The sequence below is a fragment of the Burkholderia anthina genome (assembly GCF_902498995.1).
Classification (GTDB): domain Bacteria; phylum Pseudomonadota; class Gammaproteobacteria; order Burkholderiales; family Burkholderiaceae; genus Burkholderia; species Burkholderia anthina.
On the sequence record NZ_CABVLY010000017.1, the window covers coordinates 61,312 to 82,198 of the forward strand.

Annotated in this window: 20 protein-coding genes and 1 pseudogene; 10 read left to right on the forward strand and 11 right to left on the reverse strand. The window is 69.2% G+C overall.

Features of this window, described 5'->3' with window-relative positions:
- Positions 1 to 39: 39 nt before the first annotated feature.
- The 7 genes from BME24068_RS21235 to BME24068_RS21265 form a co-directional block, all read right to left on the reverse strand.
- A complete protein-coding gene (locus BME24068_RS21235; RefSeq protein WP_174927258.1) occupies positions 40 to 921 on the reverse strand; it encodes an NAD(P)-dependent oxidoreductase in 882 nt (293 codons plus the stop codon).
- Positions 918 to 2,150, reverse strand: coding sequence for an MFS transporter (locus BME24068_RS21240; RefSeq protein WP_174927259.1), 1,233 nt, complete (start codon positions 2,148 to 2,150; stop codon positions 918 to 920). The genes BME24068_RS21235 and BME24068_RS21240 overlap by 4 nt, the downstream gene beginning before the upstream one ends.
- 52 nt (positions 2,151 to 2,202) lie before the next feature.
- Positions 2,203 to 2,787: a TetR/AcrR family transcriptional regulator gene (locus BME24068_RS21245; protein WP_174927260.1), complete on the reverse strand. Its 585-nt coding sequence runs from the start codon at positions 2,785 to 2,787 to the stop codon at positions 2,203 to 2,205.
- 117 nt (positions 2,788 to 2,904) lie between these two features.
- Positions 2,905 to 3,501 (reverse strand): peroxidase-related enzyme, encoded by a 597-nt coding sequence (locus tag BME24068_RS21250; RefSeq protein WP_174927261.1) that lies wholly within the window; start codon positions 3,499 to 3,501, stop codon positions 2,905 to 2,907.
- Positions 3,498 to 4,028 (reverse strand): CMD domain-containing protein, encoded by a 531-nt coding sequence (locus BME24068_RS21255; protein WP_174927262.1) that lies wholly within the window; start codon positions 4,026 to 4,028, stop codon positions 3,498 to 3,500. The genes BME24068_RS21250 and BME24068_RS21255 overlap by 4 nt, the downstream gene beginning before the upstream one ends.
- A gap of 43 nt (positions 4,029 to 4,071) precedes the next feature.
- The gene (locus BME24068_RS21260) at positions 4,072 to 5,508 is read right to left on the reverse strand and encodes an NAD(P)-binding domain-containing protein (RefSeq protein ID WP_174927263.1); all 1,437 of its coding nucleotides are present in this window, start codon (positions 5,506 to 5,508) and stop codon (positions 4,072 to 4,074) included.
- Positions 5,505 to 6,527 (reverse strand): LysR family transcriptional regulator, encoded by a 1,023-nt coding sequence (locus tag BME24068_RS21265; RefSeq protein WP_174927264.1) that lies wholly within the window; start codon positions 6,525 to 6,527, stop codon positions 5,505 to 5,507. The genes BME24068_RS21260 and BME24068_RS21265 overlap by 4 nt, the downstream gene beginning before the upstream one ends.
- A gap of 354 nt (positions 6,528 to 6,881) precedes the next feature.
- On the opposite strand from BME24068_RS21265, the gene BME24068_RS21270 reads away from it, so the two are divergent.
- The 5 genes from BME24068_RS21270 to BME24068_RS21290 all read left to right on the forward strand — a co-directional run bounded on the left by BME24068_RS21270 (position 6,882) and on the right by BME24068_RS21290 (position 12,108).
- The gene (locus BME24068_RS21270; protein ID WP_096500252.1) at positions 6,882 to 8,075 is read left to right on the forward strand and encodes an ABC transporter substrate-binding protein; all 1,194 of its coding nucleotides are present in this window, start codon (positions 6,882 to 6,884) and stop codon (positions 8,073 to 8,075) included.
- 52 nt (positions 8,076 to 8,127) lie between these two features.
- Complete coding sequence (locus BME24068_RS21275) at positions 8,128 to 9,939, forward strand: ABC transporter permease (RefSeq protein WP_174927265.1); 1,812 nt, start codon at positions 8,128 to 8,130, stop codon at positions 9,937 to 9,939.
- A gap of 10 nt (positions 9,940 to 9,949) precedes the next feature.
- On the forward strand, positions 9,950 to 10,807 hold the full coding sequence (locus BME24068_RS21280) for an ABC transporter ATP-binding protein (RefSeq protein ID WP_174927266.1): 858 nt from the start codon (positions 9,950 to 9,952) through the stop codon (positions 10,805 to 10,807).
- Positions 10,804 to 11,574: an ABC transporter ATP-binding protein gene (locus BME24068_RS21285; RefSeq protein ID WP_174927267.1), complete on the forward strand. Its 771-nt coding sequence runs from the start codon at positions 10,804 to 10,806 to the stop codon at positions 11,572 to 11,574. Before BME24068_RS21280 ends, BME24068_RS21285 begins: the two co-directional genes overlap by 4 nt.
- 87 nt (positions 11,575 to 11,661) lie before the next feature.
- The gene (locus BME24068_RS21290; RefSeq protein WP_096500244.1) at positions 11,662 to 12,108 is read left to right on the forward strand and encodes a hypothetical protein; all 447 of its coding nucleotides are present in this window, start codon (positions 11,662 to 11,664) and stop codon (positions 12,106 to 12,108) included.
- A gap of 36 nt (positions 12,109 to 12,144) precedes the next feature.
- On the opposite strand, the gene BME24068_RS21295 is transcribed toward BME24068_RS21290, so the two are convergent.
- Positions 12,145 to 13,584: a sensor histidine kinase gene (locus BME24068_RS21295; protein WP_096500242.1), complete on the reverse strand. Its 1,440-nt coding sequence runs from the start codon at positions 13,582 to 13,584 to the stop codon at positions 12,145 to 12,147.
- Entirely contained in the window at positions 13,571 to 14,236 is a 666-nt protein-coding gene (locus BME24068_RS21300; protein ID WP_174927268.1) for a response regulator transcription factor, read from the reverse strand. Before BME24068_RS21300 ends, BME24068_RS21295 begins: the two co-directional genes overlap by 14 nt.
- A gap of 237 nt (positions 14,237 to 14,473) precedes the next feature.
- Between BME24068_RS21300 and BME24068_RS21305 the strand changes: the two genes are divergently transcribed.
- The 4 genes and pseudogenes from BME24068_RS21305 (at position 14,474) to BME24068_RS21320 (ending at position 17,598) form a co-directional block, all read left to right on the forward strand.
- Positions 14,474 to 15,499, forward strand: a complete 1,026-nt coding sequence (locus BME24068_RS21305; protein WP_096500238.1) for an ABC transporter substrate-binding protein — start codon at positions 14,474 to 14,476, stop codon at positions 15,497 to 15,499.
- Between the two features lie 119 nt (positions 15,500 to 15,618).
- On the forward strand, positions 15,619 to 16,929 hold the full coding sequence (locus BME24068_RS21310) for an MFS transporter (RefSeq protein WP_174927269.1): 1,311 nt from the start codon (positions 15,619 to 15,621) through the stop codon (positions 16,927 to 16,929).
- A gap of 95 nt (positions 16,930 to 17,024) precedes the next feature.
- The gene (locus BME24068_RS21315) at positions 17,025 to 17,300 is read left to right on the forward strand and encodes a YlcI/YnfO family protein (protein WP_096500236.1); all 276 of its coding nucleotides are present in this window, start codon (positions 17,025 to 17,027) and stop codon (positions 17,298 to 17,300) included.
- Positions 17,297 to 17,598: pseudogene (locus BME24068_RS21320) on the forward strand (type II toxin-antitoxin system RelE/ParE family toxin). The gene BME24068_RS21315 and the pseudogene BME24068_RS21320 overlap by 4 nt, the downstream one beginning before the upstream one ends.
- 57 nt (positions 17,599 to 17,655) lie before the next feature.
- On the opposite strand, the gene BME24068_RS21325 reads toward BME24068_RS21320, so the two are convergent.
- Positions 17,656 to 19,455, reverse strand: a complete 1,800-nt coding sequence (locus BME24068_RS21325) for a sensor histidine kinase (RefSeq protein ID WP_174927270.1) — start codon at positions 19,453 to 19,455, stop codon at positions 17,656 to 17,658.
- Positions 19,452 to 20,099 (reverse strand): response regulator, encoded by a 648-nt coding sequence (locus BME24068_RS21330; protein WP_096500230.1) that lies wholly within the window; start codon positions 20,097 to 20,099, stop codon positions 19,452 to 19,454. The genes BME24068_RS21325 and BME24068_RS21330 overlap by 4 nt, the downstream gene beginning before the upstream one ends.
- 306 nt (positions 20,100 to 20,405) lie before the next feature.
- Between BME24068_RS21330 and BME24068_RS21335 the strand changes: the two genes are divergently transcribed.
- The gene (locus BME24068_RS21335) at positions 20,406 to 20,858 is read left to right on the forward strand and encodes a hypothetical protein (RefSeq protein WP_096500228.1); all 453 of its coding nucleotides are present in this window, start codon (positions 20,406 to 20,408) and stop codon (positions 20,856 to 20,858) included.
- Positions 20,859 to 20,887 lie beyond the last annotated feature (29 nt).

Below are 20,887 nucleotides of genomic sequence, written 5' to 3' on the forward strand. Positions count from 1 at the left end.
CTCAGGCACGGACAACGCAGCGCCGCTACCGCCGCCGTTTCATGCGAGAAACGACGCGGCCATGTCTTGATCGCCGTGCCCCGCGTCGGCGGCGCGCTGAAAGCGCGCGAGGCTCGCATTCGCGATGTCGGCCTGCATGCCCGCGTCCCGGGCGGCCTGCGCGATCAGCGTCGCGTCCTTCACCGCGTTGACGATCGTGAACGCGGGGCGGAAGTCGTCGTTCAGGATCAGCGCGCCCTTCGCCTGGAAGTACGCGTTGTCCATCGGGCCGCCCGACACGACGTCGATCACGTGGCGCGGGTCCGCGCCGAGCGAACCGGCCAGCTTCAGGCTCTCGGCTACCGCGTGCGTCAGCGCGAACGCGTAGTGATTGAGTGCGAGCTTCAGCCGGCTGCTTGCGCCCGTCGAACCGTCGTCGGCGACCCAGACCGTGCGCCGGCCGATCGCGTCGAACACCGGTTGCACCTGCGCGCGCGCCGACGCCGGGCCGGACGCGAGCACCACGAGCTGAGCCTGCTCGGCCGGCTGTCGCGATCCCTGCACGGGCGCATCGTAGAACACGAGCCCTTGTGCCTGCGCGAACGCGGCGAGCGACGCGATGCCGCGCACGCCGACCGTGCTGATCTGCACCCACGGCGTGCCGCGCACGAGTGCCGGCGCGGCGGCCTGCATGGCCTGCAACACGCTGTCGGCGTCGTTCAGTACGGTGACGACGACGTGTGCGCCGTCGACGGCCCCGGCCGGCGTATCGAAGGCCGCGACGCCGTCGATGGCGAGCGCGTCGGCCTTCGCGCGCGTGCGGTTCCACGCGCGGACGACGAAGCCCTTGCGGGCGAGGTTGCGGGCGATGGGCGTGCCCATCACGCCGACGCCGAGGACGGCGACCTGCGTGCGGGTTTGCTGCGTCGTGGACGTGCTCATGAGTTTGCTCCTGTCGAACCTGTGGATGAAGCGGAAGCGGAATCGGAAGAGGCGTCCGGGCGCATGGACGCGAGCGCGAGGATCAGGGCCAGCGCGGCGAGCGCGACGCCGACCCACACCGACGACACGAAGCCGAGCCCGGCATTGATCGCCACGCCGCCGAGCCACGGGCCGACGGTGTTGCCGACGTTGAAGGCGGACGTGTTGGCCGTCGTCGCGAGCGTCGGCGCATGCGGCGCTTCCGCGATCGCGCGGGCCTGCAGCGCGGGATTGATCGAAAACGCCGCCACGCCGAACGCGGCCAGCGCGGCGATCGCGCCGATCGGGCTGTGCGCCAGGATGCCGAACGCGGCCATCGTGACGGTCAGGGCCGCGAGGCCCGCGCAGAGGATGCCGCGCGGATGGCGATCGGTATAGCGGCCGCCGACGAGGGTGCCCGCGAAACAGCCGATCCCGAACAGCGCCTGCAAGGCCGGCACGCTCGCGCGGGAGAAGCCGCCGACCTCGGTGAAGATCGGCGAGAAATAGCTGTACGCGGCGAACAGGCCGGCCTGGCTCAGCGCCGAAATGCCGAGCGCGAGCCACAGCCGTGGCCGCCGGAACGACGCGAATTCGCGCGCGACGCCGTGATAGGGCGGCCGCGCCTGGGCGGGCACGACCCACGCGGTCGCCACGAGGCTCAGCACGGCCAGCACCGTGACGGCCCAGAAGCTCGCGCGCCAGCCGTACTGCTCGCCGATCAGCGTGCCGAACGGCGCGCCCGCGATGTTGGCGATCGTCAGGCCGCCGAACATGACCGCGAGCGCGCGGCCTTTCGCGCGGGGGCCGGCGAGATCGATCGCGAGCAGCGAGCCGATCCCGAAGAACGCGCCCTGCGCGAACGCCGCGACGACACGCGAGATCATCAGCAGTGCATAGCTCGTCGCGACCGCGCCGAGCGCCTGGCCGGCCACGAACACGCCGAGCAGCACGAGCAGCGCTGTCTTGCGGCGCACGCGCAGAAACGCGAGCGTCATCGCCGGGCCGCCAACCACGACGCCGGCCGCATAGCCGGAGATCAGCAGGCCGGCCGTCGGGATCGACGTGCCGAATTCATGCGCGAGCAGCGGCAGCAGCCCCGACACCATCACTTCGGTGGTGCCGATGCAGAACACGGTGAGACCGAGCACGAAGACCGCGAACGGCAGCCGTGCCGCGGGATGTGAAACGGAAGAAAGCGAGGTATCCATCGGATGTCCTTTTTGTGGAACGATCATTCCATAATTGGGCAAAAAATTTTGCTCAGCCGAGCGCGCGCAGTGTCCGGTCCATGATGGCGATGAGCCGCTTCCGGTCCTTGCCGGTCGAGGTTTTCGCGAGCACACGCAGCCCCTGCATCGCGTTGAACACGAACCATGCGAGATCTTCGGCGTGGCCGGCGGCGTCGATTTCGCCGGTTGCCTGGCCGCGCTCGATGGCCTCCTGGATGCCCGCGCGCATGATCCGGAAGTTCTCGCGCACGAGCTCCGCCACATGCGCGTCGCGGCTCGCGCGTTCGATCGCCGTATTCGTCGCGAGGCAGCCGCGCTTCCGGGCTGCGTTCAGATCGTCGTCGACGACGCCGACCAGCAGCGTGCGCAAGCAGTCCAGCACGGGGCCCGGCCCGCGAAGCAGGTCGACGTTCTCGCGCGAACGCCGGTTGTAGCGCAGCATGGCCTGCTCGAACAGGCCGTCCTTGCTCGTGTACGCCGCATACAGGCTGCCGCGGCCGAGGCCGGTGGCCTGCACGAGATCCTGCGCGGACGTCGCCTCGTAGCCGTAGCGCCAGAAGGTGTCCATCACGGCGTCGAGCACCGCGTCTTCGTCGAATTCCCTGGGGCGCGCCATCGCATTTCCAGAATTGTTGAATGACTGTACCATAATCGGTAGGCGCGCGGCCGTCAAGCGGGACGGCGGGGATCTCTGGAGAAGCGCGGGGTGTCGGCGACACCCCGCGTCGGTGCATCAGGCGTTGGCCGCCGGCTCCGGAAACACCGGCTCGCCCAGCGTCAGCATCAACCGGTTCGCCCACGCGAAGATCGCGATGGCATGCGACAGGTCGAGAATTTCCTCATGCGTGAGCCCTTCCGCTTCGAGCGCGGCGATGTCGTGCTCGCCGACCGCGTCGGGCCGTTCGGTCAGCGCGATCGCATAGCGGATGATCGCGCGTTCGCGCGCGGTCGTGCCGGCGCTGGCCGGATCGTCGAACACCTGTTCGATCGCATCGGTGCGTTTCGCGAGCTGCGTGAAGCGTTGCGCATGCACCGACGCGCAATACACGCAGCCGTTCACGCGCGACACGGCCGTGCTTGCCAGCTCGCGCTCCGCGCGCGACAGCCCGCCGGGGCCGTACATGATCGCGTTGAACACGCCCGAGCGCTGCCGCAGGATCTCGGGCAGATGGACGAGCAGCAGGTAATAGTCGGACGTTTTCGCATGCGGGTGGCTCGCTTCGAGCACCGCGAGCTGGTCGGCCGTTGCGCCGTCGAGCGGCACGGTGTCGAGCCACGCGCGCCAGCCGAGCGTGTCGGACGTGAAGCCGTGGGCGGGCGTGGTCGTCATGCGGCCTCCTTGCCGGCGCGTGCCTGCAACGCGCGCGCGGCCGCGGCGACGCGCAATTGATAGGTCACGAACGCGACGAGTTGCGACAGCGCGACGATCGCCGGCGTCGTGAGCCCGGCCGATTTCAGCGCATCGAGATCGGACCGCCGCGCATCGACAGGCGACAGCGTCAGCCGGCGTGCATGCGCGAGCAGTGCGCCGATGCGTGGCGGCAGCGCGTCGAACGCATCGGCGTCCGCATGCGCGATGTCGTCCGGCGTGCCGCCCGCATCGAGCAGTCGCGTGCGATAGGTTGCGGCGAGTGCATGCGCGTTCGCGCGCCGCGCGACGTACCGCGCCGCATGCAATCGTTCGACCAGCGAAAGATCGGGCAGCGCGGGATCGAACAGCGCGGCTTCGCTCGATCGCGTATGCAGCAGCACCTTGTCGCGGGCACGACGCAGGGCGGTTACCGCATCGCCGTCGCGCAAGCCGGCGACGGCGTCGATCGTATCCGGCGTGGCGGCCGGCGTGACGGGTTCGGTCATCGTGGTGGGTTCCGTTTTCGAGAGTCGTTGATCGCAGTGGTTTTCATGCATCGGTGTCGGCGTCGCGCCATTCGTCGCCTTGCAGTTCGGCGTTCGCGAACGCGACGAGCGCGTCGTAGTGGCGGTCGCGATCGGCATCGAACAGCCGGCTCGCGATGCCGCGCGCGAGCCGTTCGGCGCCGGCGCTGATCGCGGGGATGTCGCCGGACAGCTTGCCGTGGCTGAGGCTCGCCGCATGGTTGAAGCAATGAATGCGCGTGATGGCCGGGCATGCGCCGGGCTCGCGCTCCTGGAACGCGAACGCGGGGCCGAGATCGGGCGACTCGGCGAGCTCGTCGAGCGACGTGTCCGGTTCGGGACGATAGCGATCCTTCCAGCGCCGCACGTGCGGCCCGAACGATGCGAATTCCGCGCGCGTCGTCCAGTCCGAATGAAAACCCGTCGCGAAGATCAGGAAGTCGACCGTGTAGCGGCCGCGCGGCGTGATCACGTCGAGGCCGTCCGCGTGTTCGACGAGCGTGTCGACCGGGCTGCCCGGATGGAAATACGCATGCGCATGCCGGGACACGCGCAGCACGCTGTCGCGCGGCGGCGGTGTCTGCGACGTCAGCGCGTAGTGCATGAAGCGCCACTTCGTCGCGTCGTCGAGATCGGCGTAGCCGTGCACGAGGCCGGGGCTGCCGATGCCCGTCAGCTTGTTGATGCGCGGAATGTCCGCACGGCGGAAGAACAGGTCGACGCGTGCGGCGCCGGCTTCGAGCGCCGTGCCCGCATTGTCGAACGCGGACGCACCCGCGCCGACCACGCCGACGCGCTTGCCGGCGAGCGCCGCGAAATCGATCGGCTCCGACGAGTGGGCCCAACGCGTGCGCGGCGCACGTTGCGCGACGGGCGGCACGTACGGGCCGCCGAGTCCGTCGCGGCCGGTGGCCAGCACGACGTGCCGCGCGAGCAGCGTGTCGCCTTCGCCGTTTGCGCGGACGTCGAGCGCGAGCAGGCCGTCGTCGCGCGGACGCAGCGCGACGAGCGAGGTGTCGTTGCGCACCTGCAGATCGAGCACGTGGCGATACCAGCGCAGGTAATCCATCCATTGCGTGCGCGGGATCTTGTAGAGCGCATCCCATGCATCGTGGCCGTATTGCGCTTCGAACCACGCGCGGAACGTCAGCGCGGGGAGTCCCAGCGCGGGGCCGGTGAGTTGCTTCGGCGAACGCAGCGTCTCCATGCGCGCGAACGTGATCCACGGGCCTTCGTAACCGGCCGGCGCGCGGTCGATCACGCACTGGTTGTCGATGCCGAGCAGACGCAGTTCGGCCGACGCGGCGAGCCCCGCCATGCCGCCGCCGACGATGGCGACGTCGAGCACGCGCGTGCCGTCGACGGTGCGCGGCGGCACCCACGACGGGGCGGGCAAATCGAGCCAGCGAAGATCCTGCGCGAGCCGCGCTTCGAGGGCTGCGAGTGTGGCGGGCGTCGTCATGCGGCCTCCCGGCGCGTCCGGCGCGTGCGTGCGGTGCCCGCAGCGCGTGCGGCCCGGGTCGAGCGATCCGGGCGCAGCCGGTCGCCGCGCAGCAGCGCGTCGTGCGCCGCGGCGTCGTGAAAGATCACGTCGTCGAGCAGCGTGCGCGTCGTGCGATGCAACGCGTCGAGCAGCGCGTCGACGGCGGCCGTGCGCGCTTTGCCGGCCGGTGTCGCGACGCCGAACGCGAACGGGATGTCGACGTCGAGCGGGCGCGCGACGACGCCGTCCACCGGCAGCGCGACGCCGGTCGCGGGATCGACGATGCCGATTCCGACGCCCGCGCGCGCGGCCATCACGGCATTCAACGATGCATTGGTTTCGATGAATACGCGCGCATCGACGCGTGCGGCGGCGAATGCGGCATCGATCCGCTGGCGCAGCCGGTGCCGGTTCGCGACCGTCACGATGCGGCGCCGCGCGAGATCGCGCAGCGCGATGCGCGGCTTCGTCGCGAGCGGATCGTCGGCGGGCAACACGGCGACGCATGGCGTCTGCGCGATCCAGTGCACGTCGAGCCCTGCATGCGCCATCGGCAGCGTGACGACGCCGATATCGGCGGTGCCGGCCAGCACCTCGTGCACGACGTGTTCGGCCGACTCGCTGCGCAACTGATAGTGCGGCGCATGCGCGCCGTCGGGCAGCGCGGCAAGCGCGGTCGGCACGAGCGTGGCCGCGAGCGAAGGCGTCGCCGCGATGCGCACGGGTTCGGCCGTTTCGTCGCCGAGTGCGCGGGCACGCGCTTCGATCGCGCGCAGCCCGACGAGCGAGCGCTCGACTTCCTCGTAGAGCAGGAACGCGCGCCGCGTCGGCGTCACGCGCGGGCCGTGCCGGTCGAACAGCGCGTAGCCGAGATCGGCTTCGAGCTCCTGGATCTGCCGCGTGACGGCCGGCTGCGAGCGGCCGAGCAGTTCGCCCGCGCCGGTCACGCTGCCGGCCGACATGACCGCGGAAAAGGCTTCGAGTTGATGCAGCTCCATGACGCGTTCCGATGATGCGATTTGCGCATTGTAGGAGTACGAGCATGCGTGATTCATATAATGATTTTTGCTATCGACAGCGCGAAACATGCGAAGCGCACGCGTGCCGCGACGGCCGGTCATGCATGCGCGCGCATCGGCCGCCATCGGCGCCGCGCGTGAAACGTCAATCGAATCAACGTGCTGCGCCGTGCGCCGGTGCGGCGCGCGACGCGCGAACCGCGGGACACCGTCGCGCGTGCGCTTCGCTTCGCGCCGTGCGCGATATCGATATGCGCAAAACTTCGTTGGAACGCCCTGAACCGGATGGTTACATGCCCTCACTCTTTTCGATCGACTGAAGCTGGGGGACGCATGAACGTTTCGGGGAACGACACACGCGGCGCATGGCGGCGCGTGCTGGGCACGGTGGCGGCGCTGGCTGCCGCATGGGGTTTGTCGACGGGCGGCGCGCTCGCGGCGGGTGTGGCGGGCGAGCCGGTCGTGATCGGCGTGAGCGGGCCGCTCACCGGGCAGGACGCGCAATACGGCGAGCAGTGGAAGCGCGGTTTCGATCTCGCGCTCGACGAGATCAACGGCAGCGGCGGCATTCATGGCCGGCCGCTCGCGATCGACTTCCAGGACAGCCGCAGCGATCCGCGCCAGGCCGTGGCGATCGCACAGAAATTCGTCGCGGACCCGCGCGTCGTGATCGAGCTCGGCGACTTCTCCAGCGCGACGTCGATGGCCGCGTCGCCGATCTATCAGCGCGGGCAACTGATCCAGTTCGGCTTCACGAACTCGCATCCGGATTTCACGAAGGGCGGCGACTATCTGTGGAGCACCGCGTTGAGCCAGGCCGAAGAGCAGCCGCTGCTCGCGCGCTACGCGGTGAAGGAACTCGGCTTCAAGCGGATCGCGGTGCTGTACCTGAACACCGACTGGGGCCGCACCAGCAAGGACATCTTCGCGAAGGCAGCGACGGGGCTCGGCGCGCAGGTCGTCGCGGCCGAGGGCTACCAGCCGACGGAGAAGGATTTCCGCTCGACGCTCGTGCGCATCGGTGAATCGAAGCCCGATTCGATCGTGCTGATTTCGTACTACGCGGACGGCGCGCAGATCGTGCGGCAGGCGCGCACGTCGGGCGTCACGCTGCCGATCGCAGCGGTCGGCTCCGTGTATTCGCCGAAGTTCCTCGAACTCGGCGGCACGGCTGTGGATGGCGTCTATACGGAATCGAACTTTTTCCCGGCCGAGCCGCGCCCCGAAGTGCAGGCGTTCGTGCAGCGCTATCGCGCGAAATTCCATACCGATCCGGATTCGTTCGTCGCGCGCGCGTACGACGCGCTGATCCTGTCGGCCGACGTGTTGCGCCGCTACGGCACGACGCGCCAGGCCGCGCACGACGGCTTCGCGAAGGTGAGCGACGTGCCGAGCGTGATCTTCGGCAAGGTGCGCTTCGATCCGCAGACGCGCCGCGTCGCGGGCGCGCGCACCGTGTATCTCGTCGTGAAGCAGGGGCAGTGGGCGCTGTGGGATGGCGCGAAGCCGCAGATCGCGGCGCGCTGAATCCGGACGTGAACCTGACTCTGACCCGCATGCACAAGACGGACGCATCGTGATGGCTTCCTGGCTCGACTACACGCTCAACGGCCTCATCGTCGGCAACATCTACGCACTGCTCGCGGTTGGGCTCGCGCTGATCTTCGGCGTGTCGCACCTGATCAACTTCGCGCACGGCTCGGTCTACATGGCCGGCGCGTTCATCGGCTGGCTGTGCCTGACGCGCTTCGGGCTACCGCTGCCGGTCGCGCTCGCGGCGGTCGTCGTCGGCTGCGGCGCGCTCGGCATCGCGATCGAGCGGATCGGGCTGCGGCCGCTGCGCCACGCGGCGCGCATCGCGCCGCTGCTCGCGACGATCGGCATCAGCTTCATCCTCGACCAGCTCGCGCAACTCGTGTTCGGCGCGGACCCGCGCGCGGTGCCGACGCCGTTGCCCGACTGGCACGTGCGGATCGCCGGCGCGACGCTCGGCGCGCTCGACCTGCTGATCGCCGGCATCGGCATCGCGGCGGCCGCGCTGCTGTACGGCTTCCTGCGCTTCACGCGGCTCGGCTGGGCCGTGCGCGCGACCGCGCAGGATCGCGACGCCGCGCTGCAGATGGGCGTCGACGTCGATCGCGTGAACCAGACGGTGTTCGCGATCGCGTGCGCGCTCGGCGGCGTGAGCGGGCTGCTGGTCGGCATGTACTACAACAGCATCGACCCGGCGATGGGTTTCCAGGCGACGCTGAAGGGCGTGGTCGCGTTGCTGATCGGCGGGCTCGGCAACGTGCCGGGCGCGATCGCGGGCAGCCTGCTGCTCGGTCTCGTCGAGAGCTACGGCGTCGCGCTGTTCGGCACGAGCTACCGCGACCTGTTCGCGTTCGGACTGCTGATCGTATTCCTCGTGTGGCGGCCGAACGGGCTGTTCAGCGCGAACCGCGCGCTGCCGCCGGAGCCGATGACGGGCACCTTCCTCGCGGCCGCGAAGGCGGTGCGCGTGCCGCGTCCGCTGCTCGCTGTGCTGATCGCGCTGGCGGCCGTGCTGCCGTGGCTCGGTGCGTCGCCGTACGTGCTGCAGACGCTGACCAACGCGTGGCTGTACGGCCTGCTCGCGTTGAGCCTCACGCTCGTCGCGGGCACGGTCGGGCAGATCTCGCTCGGCCATGCGGCGCTGCTCGTGATCGGTGCGTACGCGTCGGCGCTGCTGTCGTCGGATCTCGGCTGGTCGCCCGCCGTGACGATTCCGTGCGCGGGCGCGATCACCGCCGTGCTCGGCACGCTGCTCGTCTACCCGGCGTTCCGGCTGCGCGGACACTACGTGTCGATCGCGACGCTCGGCATCGGCGAAGTAGTGAGCCTCGTGATCCTGAACTGGGACAGCCTCACGCGCGGCCCGCTCGGCATCACCGGCATCGCGCCGCTGCCGTGGGCGACGACCGCGCGCGCCGCGTACTGGTTCACGTTCGCGGTGCTCGTCGTGTTCGCGCTCGTGCAGGTGCGGCTGTTGCGCTCGCATCTCGGCCGCACGCTGCGCGCGGTGCGCGAGGACGACGTCGCCGCCCGTGCGCACGGCATCGCGCCGAACCGCTACAAGGCGATCGCGTTCGCGGTGGGCGGGGGCGCGGCCGGCGTGAGCGGCGGCATCGCCGCCCATCTGTACAGCTACATCAATCACCAGACCTTCGATTCTCAGGTGTCGATTCTCGCGCTGACGATGGTGATCCTGGGCGGGCTGGGCAACGTGCTCGGCGGCATCGTCGGCGCGATTGCACTGATCGGGCTGCCCGAACTGTTCCGCTGGGCGGCCGATTACCGGATGCTGATCTACGGGCTCGTGCTGCTGCTGCTCGTCCGGTTCCGGCCGCAGGGCCTGCTCGGCACGGTGTGAGGAAAACGCGATGACCACCCCCCGACCCTTGCTCGACGTGCAGGGCCTGACGCGTCGCTTCGACGGCGTGACCGCGCTCGACGGCGCCAGCCTCACGCTCGCCGACGGCGAACTGCTCAGCGTGATCGGCCCGAACGGCGCGGGCAAATCGACGCTGTTCAACCTGATCGCGGGCGCCGACCGGCCCGATGCCGGCCGCGTGACGTTCGACGGCCGCGACATCACCGGCACCGCGCCGGAACGGCTCGCGGCGCTCGGCATCGCGCGCACGTTCCAGCACGGCCGCGTGTTCGGCAACCTGAGCGTGCTCGACAACGTGCTGATCGGCGCGCATGCGCGGCTGCGTGCGGCCCGGCCCGGCTGGCCCGCGCTCGGCGCGGCGGCCGAGGTATGGCGCGCGCTCGTGCGGCCCGCGTCGGTGCGCCGCGAGGAAGCGGCGCTGCGCGACGAGGCGCGCGACATCGTCGCCGGCTTCGGCGAGCGGCTCACGCCGCGCATCGATCATCCGGCGCACAGCCTGTCGTATGCGAACCGGCGGCGCGTGGAGATCGGCCGCGCGCTCGCGCTGCATCCGCGCCTGCTGCTGCTCGACGAGCCGACGGCCGGGATGAACGAGACGGAGACGGCCGAGATGCTTCAACTGATTCAGTCGCTGAAGGCGCGCGGGCTGACGATCCTGCTGATCGAGCACAAGCTCGAACTCGTGATGCGCGTGTCCGATCGCATGATGGTGCTCGACAACGGCGTGAAGATCGCCGAAGGGGCGCCACGCGACGTGCGGCGCGATACGCGCGTGATCGAGGCCTACCTCGGCCGCCGTCACGCAGGCGGCGCGGCAGCCGAGCGCACCGTGCAGGCGGCCGCATGAGCGCGCTTTCGTCCGGACCCGATACGACCACGATCATGACCGATGCGCTGCTGAAACTCGAACACCTCGACACGTTCTACGGGCCGGTGCAGGTGCACTTCGACGTGAATGTCGCGGTCGGCCGCGGGCAGATCGTGAGCCTGCTCGGCGGCAACGCGAGCGGCAAGTCGACGACGATGAAGCTGATTCTCGGGCTGATGCGGCCGCGTCGCGGCGTCGTGCGTTTCGACGGCGGCGACGTGACGGCGCTCGCGACGCCGCAGCGGGTGCGGCGCGGGATCGCGGCCGTGCCCGAAGCGCGGCGTCTGTTCGGCGACATGAGCGTGCGCGAGAACCTGCTGATGGGTGCATATACGCGTGGCGACCGCGCCGCGGTGGCCGACGATTACGAGCGGGTGCTCGACCTGTTTCCGCGAGTGCGCGAACGGCTCGCGCAGCGGGCGGGCACGCTGTCGGGCGGCGAGCAGCAGATGCTCGCGATGGCGCGTGCGCTGATGGCGCGGCCGAAGCTGATCTGCATGGACGAGCCGACGATGGGGCTGTCGCCGCTGTACGTCGACAAGGTGCTGGAGCTGATCGATACGATCAACCGGCAGGGCGTGACGGTGTTCATGGTCGAGCAGAACGCGAGCCTCGCGCTGGAGATCGCGCACTACGGATACGTGCTGCAGACGGGGCGCGTGGTGCTCGAAGGGCCCGCGAAAACGCTGCTCGACGACGAGCGCGTGCGCGATGCGTATCTCGGCGGGGAGGCGGTGGCGGCGTAGGTCGCGCGAGCCGGCGCGGCCGCGCGCGGTGAAATGTGGAGTAGATTAGCGTTCTGTCGCGATCGACGCCACGGAGACCACCGCGCCATGTTGACCTATTCCACGCAGAAAGTCGGCTACGACTACAACCAGCTGGATCCCGAGGGCGCGACGGACTACGCGTCGTTCACGCAGGCCTTCGACGCATTCCCGTGGGCCGCGCAGCATGCCGACTGGAACGCGTTGCAGGACGGCCCGTTGCCCGCGCTCGTGCTGCAGCATGCCGGCGATCAGCGCGAATTGTGGATCAGCGCGCTGAGCGACGCACACTCGGACGGCTTTCAGTTGAATGTCGTTTCCATGCGGATGAAGAAGGGACTGTTCGGCATGGGAAAGGCGAAGCTGGAACAGTACGTCGAAACGATCGACGTCAGGAAACGCGTCGACGTCGACACGTTGTGCCGCCTCTTCTGCGACGGCCACTATGACGAGCTGGACCGGCTGGTGGCGCGGCATGCGGCGCGCAACGCCGACGATCGCGACAGCGACGGTTGAGCGTCGGTCGCCCGCTGCCGTGCGACCGGCGCTGCGTCAGGTCGTCCGGCGAACCGGGGCTTTGCTCGCGTGGGCCGTCACCGGCCGCGGAAACGTCAGCACCACCGCAAACCCGCCCGCATCGGGAAACGCGAATCCGACGCGCCCGCCATGCGCCTTCATCACTTCCTGCACGATCGCGAGCCCGAGGCCCGACCCGGTGCGACGCTCGGTGCCGTCCGGCGCGATCCGCACGAACGGCTGCAACGCCGCATCCCAATGTTCGCGTGGGATGCCTTGCCCGTTGTCGGTGACGGTCAGCGTCACCGTATCGTCCGCATTGCCCGCGGCGGCGACCGACACGACGAGGTCGTCCGCATGCCCATGCAGCAGCGCGTTGTGCAGCACGTTCGACAGCGCCTCCTGCAAGCTGATCGCATCGCCGTCGATCCACGCATGCGGTGAATCGCTGGCGAATGCAACGGCCACATCGCGCGCGTCTGCCAGCGGAATCGCGCGGCCGAGCACGTCCTTCGCGAGCGCGACGAGTTCGACGGGTTGCAGCGGCACGGCCTCGGTGCGATGGATCACCATCGCATGATTGAGCAACTGCCCGGTGAGCCGCCCGACGTCCGAGCAGGTCGCGCGCAGCGCATCGAGCCGCGCCGCGTGACGCGCGGGATCGGCCTCGCCGTCGAGCAGTTCGATCTGCGCGTCGAGTCGCGCGAGCGGCGTGCGCATCTGGTGCGCGGCGTCGGCGATGAAGCGCTGCATCGCGTTGATCCGTTCGGCGAGGCGGCGCATCAGCCCGTTGATCGAACCGATGATCGCGTCGATCTCGCTCGGCGTGTCGACGGCCACCGGCCGCAGGTCGGCCGGGTCGCGCGCGGCGATGATCGCGCCGATCTGCGCGAGCGGGCGCAGCCCGCGCCGGATCGCGAGGCCGCTCGCACCGATCGCGAGCACGCTCATCAGCAGGATCAGCGTCCACACCTTGATGCTCATGTCGTTGGTCAGCTGCTGGCGCGCGTTGGTTGTCTGCGCAACGGTGACGAGCGCCCAGCCCGGCGTGCTTTCCTCGGGCATGTAGCGCGCGATGGTCGCGGTGCGGATCCGGTGCCCCTGGTACACGGCGTTCGCGAACGCCGGGCCCTGTTTCGCGGCGGCGAGCGCCACCGGGCTCGCGAGATCGTTGTAGCCGGCCACCACGACGCCGCGCGAATCGACGACCTTGTAGTAGACGAGGTCGTAGCGCGACAGCGTCGACAGCGCGGCGACCGGCGGGTTCAGCGCGAGCACGCCGCCCTGGACGTACAGGTTCTCCGCGACCTGGATCGACGCGCCGGCAAGCAACTGGTCGTAAGCGCGTTCGGCCGCGACGCCTGCGTAGTAGCGCGCGATCGCGGCCAGCGCGAGCGCGCCGGTCGCGACGACGAGCGCGATGAACAGCAGCGTGCGCCCGAACAGCGTCTTCGGGAACCAGTCAATGCGCGACAATCTGATACCCCATCCCGCGCGCGGTGCGGATTTCGACCGAACTGCCCTGCAGCTTCCTGCGCACGCGCGTCACGTATTGCTCGACCGCGTTCGCGGTCGGCTCGTTGCCGAAGCTGAACAACTGGTTCAGCAATTCGTCCTTCGAGAAGATCCGCTGCGGGCGGCTCGCGAGAATCTCGAGCAGCGCGAACTCCTGGCGCGACAGCGACAGCGGCTGGCCGTCGAGTTCCGCGAGGCGGCTGCTGCGGTCGATCACGAGGCCGCCGAGCGTCAGCACGTCGTTCGCATGGCCGCTGTTGCGGCGCAGCAGCGCCTGCACGCGCGCGTCGAGCTCGCGGTAGTCGAACGGCTTCACCAGATAGTCGTCGGCGCCGAGGCCGAGGCCGCTCACGCGGTCGTCGATCGCGGAGCGCGCGGTGACGAGCAGCACCGGCGTCGTGCTGCCCGATGCGCGCAGGTTGCGCAGCACCGCGAAGCCGTCGAGGCCGGGCAGGTTCGCATCGAGCACGACGAGATCGAAGCGCTCGACGCGCAGCAGGCCGTTCGCGGTCGCGCCGTCGGTTTCCAGATCGACGGCATGGCCGAGCCGCGCGAGGCGGCTGCGGATCGCCGCGCCGATTTCGGCATCGTCCTCCACGACGAGAATGCGCATGGTGCCGGTTCGCAGGTAGATGGGTTAGGGGTTTTCCCGGGGCGGGGATGTCAGCATTTTCTCAGACTCGCTCGATAACCTGTGTCGAGCCGGAACAAGCGAAGACGGCATTAATACCAGAGGAGACGGCAACATGCAGCATGTCACGGACACGACGACCCCGCGGCCGGATGCGTACGCAAGCGCGACGCCGGCCGGCGCGGCGCCGTCCGCCGTCTTCGGCAGCCGGGCGCGCGCATGACGACGTCGCTACGCCGCCGCGCGCTGATCGCCGCCGGCCTGGGCGCGCTGGGCGTGCTCGGGGCGCCGTCTCTCGTGCACTCGACGCCGCGCACCGTGCGGATCTCGAAAGGCTACGGCGTGCTCTACCTGCCGCTGCTCGTGATGGAGAAGCAGCGGCTGTTCGAGCGGCACGCGGCGCGGCACGGCCTGCGCGAGATCGCGGTCGACTGGGTGCTGCTCGACGGCGGCAATTCCGTCAACGACGCGATGATGGCCGGCACGCTCGATTTCGCGGGCGCCGGCGCGCCCGGCTTCATCGAGCTGTGGGCGCGGGCGCGCGGCATTCCGAACGTCGAGGTGATCGGCATCAGCGGGTTGTCGACCACATCGTTGTCGCTCAATGCGAACCGTCCCGGTCTCGCATCGCTGCACGACTTCACGCGCGCCGACCGGATCGCGGTGCCGGGCATCCGCACGTCGCTGTCGGCGGTCGTGCTGCAGATGGTCGCGAGCCGGCAGCTCGGCGCGAAGCATTTCGCGCAGCTCGACTCGATCACCGTGAACCTGCCGCATCCGCAGGCGATGCAGGCGCTGATCCGTCGCGAGAACGGCGTCACCGCGCATTTCACGTCGCCGCCGTTCTCGACGCTCGAGTTGCGGCAGCCGGGCATTCATCGCGTCGTGAATTCGGTCGACGTGCTGGGCCCGATGACGCTCGACGTCGTGTTCGCGCCGAAGCGGCTCGTCGATGCGGAGCCCGCGCTGGCCGTGGCGTTTCTCGGCGCGCTCGACGAAGCGAATCGCCTGATCGCGCAGGATCCGCGCGCGGCCGCTGCGCTGTACGCGGCGTCGTCGGGCGTCGGCGTGTCGCACGACGACGTGATGCAGATGCTCGCCGCGCCCGACACGCGCTTCTCGGTGCGGCCGAACCAGCTGATGGATTACGTCGAATTCCTGTATCTCGCCGGCACGATCAAGGCGAAGCCGCGTGCGTGGCACGAGATGTTCGCGCCGATGCTCGACGACTACCGGTCGGGCTGAGCGCCGCAGCGAGGCGCCGCACGCCGCGCACCATTCATCGACATATTTCCGTGCCCGCGCGCCCGTCGCGTGCGGCGCCGATTCAACCGACAAGCAACCGATTCACGGAGGAGCCCGCAGTGAATGCCACCGAAACCCTGGACCCCGCGTCCGCCGAAGAGCAGCGCATCATGTCGAAGATGGCGCGACGCCTGTTGCCCATCCTCGTCGTGATGTTCCTGATCGCGTTCATCGACCGGCAGAACGTCGGTTTCGCGAAACTGCAGATGGTGCACAGCCTCGGGATGACCGAGGCCGCGTTCGGTCTCGCGTCGTCGCTGTTCTTCATCGGCTACCTGCTGTTCGAGGTGCCGAGCACGCTCGCGCTGCATCGCTTCGGGGCCCGCGTGTGGCTCGCGCGGATCATGCTGACGTGGGGCCTCATCACCGTGCTGATGGGCTTCACGACGTCGATGCCCGCGTTCTGTTCGCTGCGTTTCCTGCTGGGGATCGCCGAGGCCGGCTTCTATCCGGGCGTGATCTATTACCTGACGCTGTGGTTCCCGCAGAGTTACCGCGCGAAGGTGCTGGGCATCTTCACGCTCGGCAGCGCGCTCGCGAACATGCTCGGCTCGCTGGTCGGCGGCGTGCTGCTGAGCCTGAACGGCGTGTGGGGGCTGGCGGGCTGGCAGTGGGTGTTCGTGGCGACGGGCATCCCGGCGGTGATCGTCGCGATCGTCGTGTTCCGCGTGTTGCCCGCATCGTTCCGCGACGCGCCGTTCCTCGATGAACGCGAGAAGCAGATCGTCGCGGCCGCGCTCGAACGCGAGAAGCCGGCGCAGGCCGAGCATGCGCAGCCGTGGAAGGCGCTGCTCGATCCGCGCGTGATGCTGTTCGCGGCGACCTACATGCTGATGTCGACGTCGCTGTACGGCGTCACGTACTGGCTGCCGACGATCGTGAAGTCGTTCGGCGTGTCGAGCGGCACGAACGGGTTGCTGAGCATGCTGCCGTGGGCGCTCGCGGTGCTGCTGCTGCTGTGGCTGCCGTCGAAGCTGCGCCGTGCGAAGAGCATCCTGCGCACGATCGCGATCGTCGCGGCGCTCGGCGCGCTCGGCTTCCTGCTGAGCCTCGTGCTGCCGTCGACGCCGCTGCGCTTCATCGCGCTCGTGCTCGGCGGCGCGTGCATTCCGCTGCTGTATCCGTGCTTCTGGTCGATGCCGCCGCGTTACTTCACCGGCGCGCGTGCGGCGGCGAGCGTCGCGGCGATCAATTCGATCGGCAACCTGGGCGGCTTCTTCAGCCAGAACCTGATGCCGTTCGCGGGCAAGGTGACGGGCACCGCGTTCGGGCCGATGATCGTGCCGATCGTGTGCCTCGCGCTGCTCGGCGTCGGCGCGCTGGTCGCGTGGACGCGTTCGGAGCGGGGGATGGTGGCGGCGCGGGCGTGAGCGTTCTTGATGGTCCGGCTATAACGAACGGCGGACTGCCGTCGATTCGGGCGATGTGCTACCGTGCATTACATTTGTAATGCGTGGGGAACGCAATGAAAACGGCTACGATGCCCGCGCTGCGAGTCGATCCGCAGTTGCGTGAGGAAGCGGAATCGGTCCTGGCGGAAAACGAGACGCTGTCTGCATTCATGGAGTCGGCGTTGCGCGACGGCATTGCTCGGCGACGCGTGCAGCGCGAATTCGTCGCACGAGGTTTGGCGTCGCGTGCCGAGGCGCAGCGCACGGGCGAATACGTCGATGCCGCCGATGTTCAGAGCGAGCTCGAGCGCATGCTCGAAGCCGCTCGTTCGAAGAAGGCGGCCGATTGAGCTACCAGGTCCGATATACGCGGGCGGCGCGTGAAGACCTGGTTCGACTGTACCGATATCTGCTCGAACGTGATGTGGACGCGGCAGCGAGGGCCGCGCAAGCCATTGAACGCGGCGTGGCCATGTTGCGATTGTTCCCGTTTACCTGCCGCAAGATCGATGAGCGCAATCCGTTTCTGCGCGAACTGATCGTTTCCTTCGGTACATCGGGCTACGTGCTGTGTTGTTTGAGATCGAAAGTGCGGAGCACGTCACGATCCTCGCCGTGCGGCATCAGCGAGAAGAGGACTATTACTGATCGCTACTGCAGCGGCAATCCCTTGCCGCCGCAATGGCTGCGGCCGCTCCAGCCGCTTCATTGCCCCATCCGCGAAGCGCCATCCCCGCCATGTGCGATCGCCACATGCGCAGACGCCACCGGAATATCCACCTCCACCGTCGTCCCTTCGCCGAGCGTCGTATCGATGCGCAGCGTGCCGCCGACGAGATACGCGCGCTCGCGCAGCCCCACCAGTCCGAACGATCCCGACTTGCGCGGCGCACCGGGATCGAAGCCCGCACCGTCGTCGCGAATCGTCAGCGCGATCGTCTCGTCCCGATACAGGAGCGTCACGCTCGCGCTCGACGCGGCCGCGTGCCGCGCGACGTTCGCGAGCGCTTCCTGCGCGATGCGGAACACGGCCGTCGCATACGGTTCGTCGAGTTGCAGTTCGCCCGGCTCGACATGCAGCGTGCACGCCATCCCGCGACGGTGCCGGAAATCCTCGACGAGCCATTGCATCGCCGCGGCAAACCCGAGATCGTCGAGCATCAGCGGCCGCAGGTCCGATGCGATGCGCCGCGTGGCCGTCACCGCGTCGCGCGCGAGCGCATGCATCGCCGCGATCTTGCGTGCCAGCGGCGCATCGTCCTGCGGCACGTGATCGAGCAGCCATGCGAGATCGTTCTTCAGCGTCGCGAGGGTCTGCGCGAGCTCGTCGTGCAGTTCGCGCGCGATGCGGCGCTGTTCGGCCTCGCGCGCGGTCGCGCTGATCGCCGCGATCTCGCGCAAATCCTCGCGCGACGCCTGCAAGGCCCGCTCCGCACGCACGCGCTCCTCGACTTCGCGCCGCAAGTCGCGGTTCGACGCGCTCAACTGCGCGGTGCGCGCGGCGACACGTTGCTCGAGCCGCTCGTTCGCGTCGTTGAGCTGCGCGCTCTTCTGCACGACCAGCAGATGCTGATAGCGCGCACCGGCCAGCGCGTGCACCGTCTGCGCATGCAGCCGGCCGTTCTCGAACAGCAGCGCGAACAGCACGACGGCCGACGCGACGAGGCCGTAGGTTCGCCCCGCGTAGAAGCCGAGATCGAAGCGTCCGTGATTCAGCATCGCCGACAGCGCGATGTCGAACAGCCACGCGACGAGCACGATCATCACCCACAGGTCGAGCACGGAACGAGGCCGCCGCTGCCGCCACATCAGCACGAGCGCGGCGAGGTTCAGCACCCAGACGGTCGTGATCGCATAGGTCATCGTCGCGGCCATCCGGTTGCCCTGCATGATGCGCGGCAGCAGATCGTGGCCGGCGGTCGCGAGCAGGGCAAGCGCGACGGTTGCGCTCGCGACCGATACGATGCAGAGCAGAATCGGGATCGCCGCGCGGCGCTGCGTCGCCGCCGGCTGGCGCGCGCGCGGCGTCTCGCGCAGCAGCGCGTACGCGGCGACCGCCAGCGGAAAGCCGCCGTGCCAGAACAGGTACAGCCACGCGGTGGTCTGTTCGCCCGCGCCGAGCAGGCCTGACGGCGTGAACAGGCCGGGGAAGCTCAGCATGTGCGTGCCGGCCATGAAGGCCGTGAACAGATAGCCGCCCGCGAGCGCGAGCAGCGATTTCTCGCGCAGGATCGCGTACTGGCCGAGCAGGAGGCCGGCCGTCACCATGTCGTTGACGACGATCGCCGACTGGTACACGGGAATGAATCCCCAGACCCGAGCAAGCTGCGTGCCCGCGAACGGTGCGAGCGCAACGAAGATCACGGCCGACACGACGACCGTCGCGATCGCGAGCCGCCGCTCGCGCCGGTCCGGCGGCAGCGACGACATGAACATCCGCGACGGCTCCGGCGTGTCGTCGTCGCCGTCGGCAGCGGCGGGGCGGTAGCGGAAGGCGGACGTCATGCGTCGTCGAGGCCCAGGTCGAGATCGTGCCGCACCGCGTAGCGCACCAGCGCGGCTTCGTGCGGCAGATCCATCTTCTCGAGAATGCGCGTCTTGTACGTGCTCACCGTCTTCGCGCTCAGCGCGAGCTCGGATGCGATCCGCGTGACGGTCTGGCCGGCGACGATGCGGCGCATCACGTCGAGTTCGCGCGCGGACAGCCGTTCGTGCGGCAGCATTTCGGCCGGCGCGCGCAGCGTGCGCGCCAGGCTTTCGGCCGCCGACGGGCTCACGTAGACGCCGCCCGCGGCCACCTTGCCGACGGCTTCGACGAGTTCGGCGGTCGCGCTGTCCTTCGTCAGGTAGCCGGTGGCGCCGGCCTTGAACGCGCGCGCCGCGTACTGCATCTCCGCGTGCATCGTCAGCACGAGCGTGCGCAGCGACGGCGCGCGCGTCTTGACGAGCCGGATCAGCTCGATGCCGGTCGGCGCGGGCATCGACAGGTCGAGCAGCAGCACGTCGGCGGCGCGATGCTCGGCCAGCTCGAGCGTGGCCGAGCCGTCGCTCGCCTCGCCGACGATTTCGAAGCCGCCGGCCGTTTCCAGGATGTGACGCAGTCCGTCGCGCATGACTGCGTGATCGTCAGCCAGAATTACCCTGATCATCTAGCGGCCCTCTTCGGGATGACACCGCGGGCTGTTCTGCCGGTCGCCGCCGCGGCAGTTCTTCTGATCAATATATTCCGCCGAAGCGCGAAATGGTGCACCGGCGGTAAATTTTTGAGACATCCTGGTGTGGATCGTATTCGGCAGCGAAATAATCGGCGGGAAATGGTACAGGCGATAGCGCCAGGCGGGGCGGGTATTCCCGGGGAATCGCCGGGGCCGGGCCGCTGCCGCGCCTCGCGGATCGCCCTGATTCGGGGATAAACTGGTGCCCGATTGACCTGTCCGTCCCGAGGAGCCGCCACGATGATCGATCTCGCCGACATCCTGCCGTCCGCGCTGCCCGACGCCGTCGCGTGGGCCGCTGCGCAGGCGGCGCACGGGCTCGCAGAGGGCCGGCCGCCGACGCCCGCGCAGGCCGACGACGCGCGGGCCGTGGGCGTCGCGCAGCCGGAACGGATCCGGATCGTGGTCGCCGACCGGCTGCCGTTTCCCGACACGCCGGCGCTGGGCGCGATCGCGCGCGACACGGGGCTGCTGTCGCCGGGGACGATCGGCCTCACGCTCGGCCATGCGGTGTTCGTGCTGCGCGGCCACGACACGCGACGCCTGCTCACGCATGAATTCCGCCACGTGCATCAGTACGAGGCGGCCGGCTCGATCGGCGCGTTTCTCGCGCGCTATCTGCACGAGATCGCGACCGTCGGCTATCACGACGCACCGCTCGAGGTCGATGCGCGCCAGCACGAATTCGACTGATGCCCCCGGCCCCGGCCGTCTCGAACGCG

What these genes read in the sequence shown, in the direction of transcription:
- BME24068_RS21235 (WP_174927258.1), bottom strand. Translation starts at nt 921, where the DNA reads ATGAGCACGTCCACGACGCAGCAAACCCGCACGCAGGTCGCCGTCCTC.
- BME24068_RS21240 (WP_174927259.1), bottom strand. Translation starts at nt 2,150, where the DNA reads ATGGATACCTCGCTTTCTTCCGTTTCACATCCCGCGGCACGGCTGCCG.
- BME24068_RS21245 (WP_174927260.1), bottom strand. Translation starts at nt 2,787, where the DNA reads ATGGCGCGCCCCAGGGAATTCGACGAAGACGCGGTGCTCGACGCCGTG.
- BME24068_RS21250 (WP_174927261.1), bottom strand. Translation starts at nt 3,501, where the DNA reads ATGACGACCACGCCCGCCCACGGCTTCACGTCCGACACGCTCGGCTGG.
- BME24068_RS21255 (WP_174927262.1), bottom strand. Translation starts at nt 4,028, where the DNA reads ATGACCGAACCCGTCACGCCGGCCGCCACGCCGGATACGATCGACGCC.
- BME24068_RS21260 (WP_174927263.1), bottom strand. Translation starts at nt 5,508, where the DNA reads ATGACGACGCCCGCCACACTCGCAGCCCTCGAAGCGCGGCTCGCGCAG.
- BME24068_RS21265 (WP_174927264.1), bottom strand. Translation starts at nt 6,527, where the DNA reads ATGGAGCTGCATCAACTCGAAGCCTTTTCCGCGGTCATGTCGGCCGGC.
- BME24068_RS21270 (WP_096500252.1), top strand. Translation starts at nt 6,882, where the DNA reads ATGAACGTTTCGGGGAACGACACACGCGGCGCATGGCGGCGCGTGCTG.
- BME24068_RS21275 (WP_174927265.1), top strand. Translation starts at nt 8,128, where the DNA reads ATGGCTTCCTGGCTCGACTACACGCTCAACGGCCTCATCGTCGGCAAC.
- BME24068_RS21280 (WP_174927266.1), top strand. Translation starts at nt 9,950, where the DNA reads ATGACCACCCCCCGACCCTTGCTCGACGTGCAGGGCCTGACGCGTCGC.
- BME24068_RS21285 (WP_174927267.1), top strand. Translation starts at nt 10,804, where the DNA reads ATGAGCGCGCTTTCGTCCGGACCCGATACGACCACGATCATGACCGAT.
- BME24068_RS21290 (WP_096500244.1), top strand. Translation starts at nt 11,662, where the DNA reads ATGTTGACCTATTCCACGCAGAAAGTCGGCTACGACTACAACCAGCTG.
- BME24068_RS21300 (WP_174927268.1), bottom strand. Translation starts at nt 14,236, where the DNA reads ATGCGCATTCTCGTCGTGGAGGACGATGCCGAAATCGGCGCGGCGATC.
- BME24068_RS21305 (WP_096500238.1), top strand. Translation starts at nt 14,474, where the DNA reads ATGACGACGTCGCTACGCCGCCGCGCGCTGATCGCCGCCGGCCTGGGC.
- BME24068_RS21315 (WP_096500236.1), top strand. Translation starts at nt 17,025, where the DNA reads ATGAAAACGGCTACGATGCCCGCGCTGCGAGTCGATCCGCAGTTGCGT.
- BME24068_RS21325 (WP_174927270.1), bottom strand. Translation starts at nt 19,455, where the DNA reads ATGACGTCCGCCTTCCGCTACCGCCCCGCCGCTGCCGACGGCGACGAC.
- BME24068_RS21330 (WP_096500230.1), bottom strand. Translation starts at nt 20,099, where the DNA reads ATGATCAGGGTAATTCTGGCTGACGATCACGCAGTCATGCGCGACGGA.
- BME24068_RS21335 (WP_096500228.1), top strand. Translation starts at nt 20,406, where the DNA reads ATGATCGATCTCGCCGACATCCTGCCGTCCGCGCTGCCCGACGCCGTC.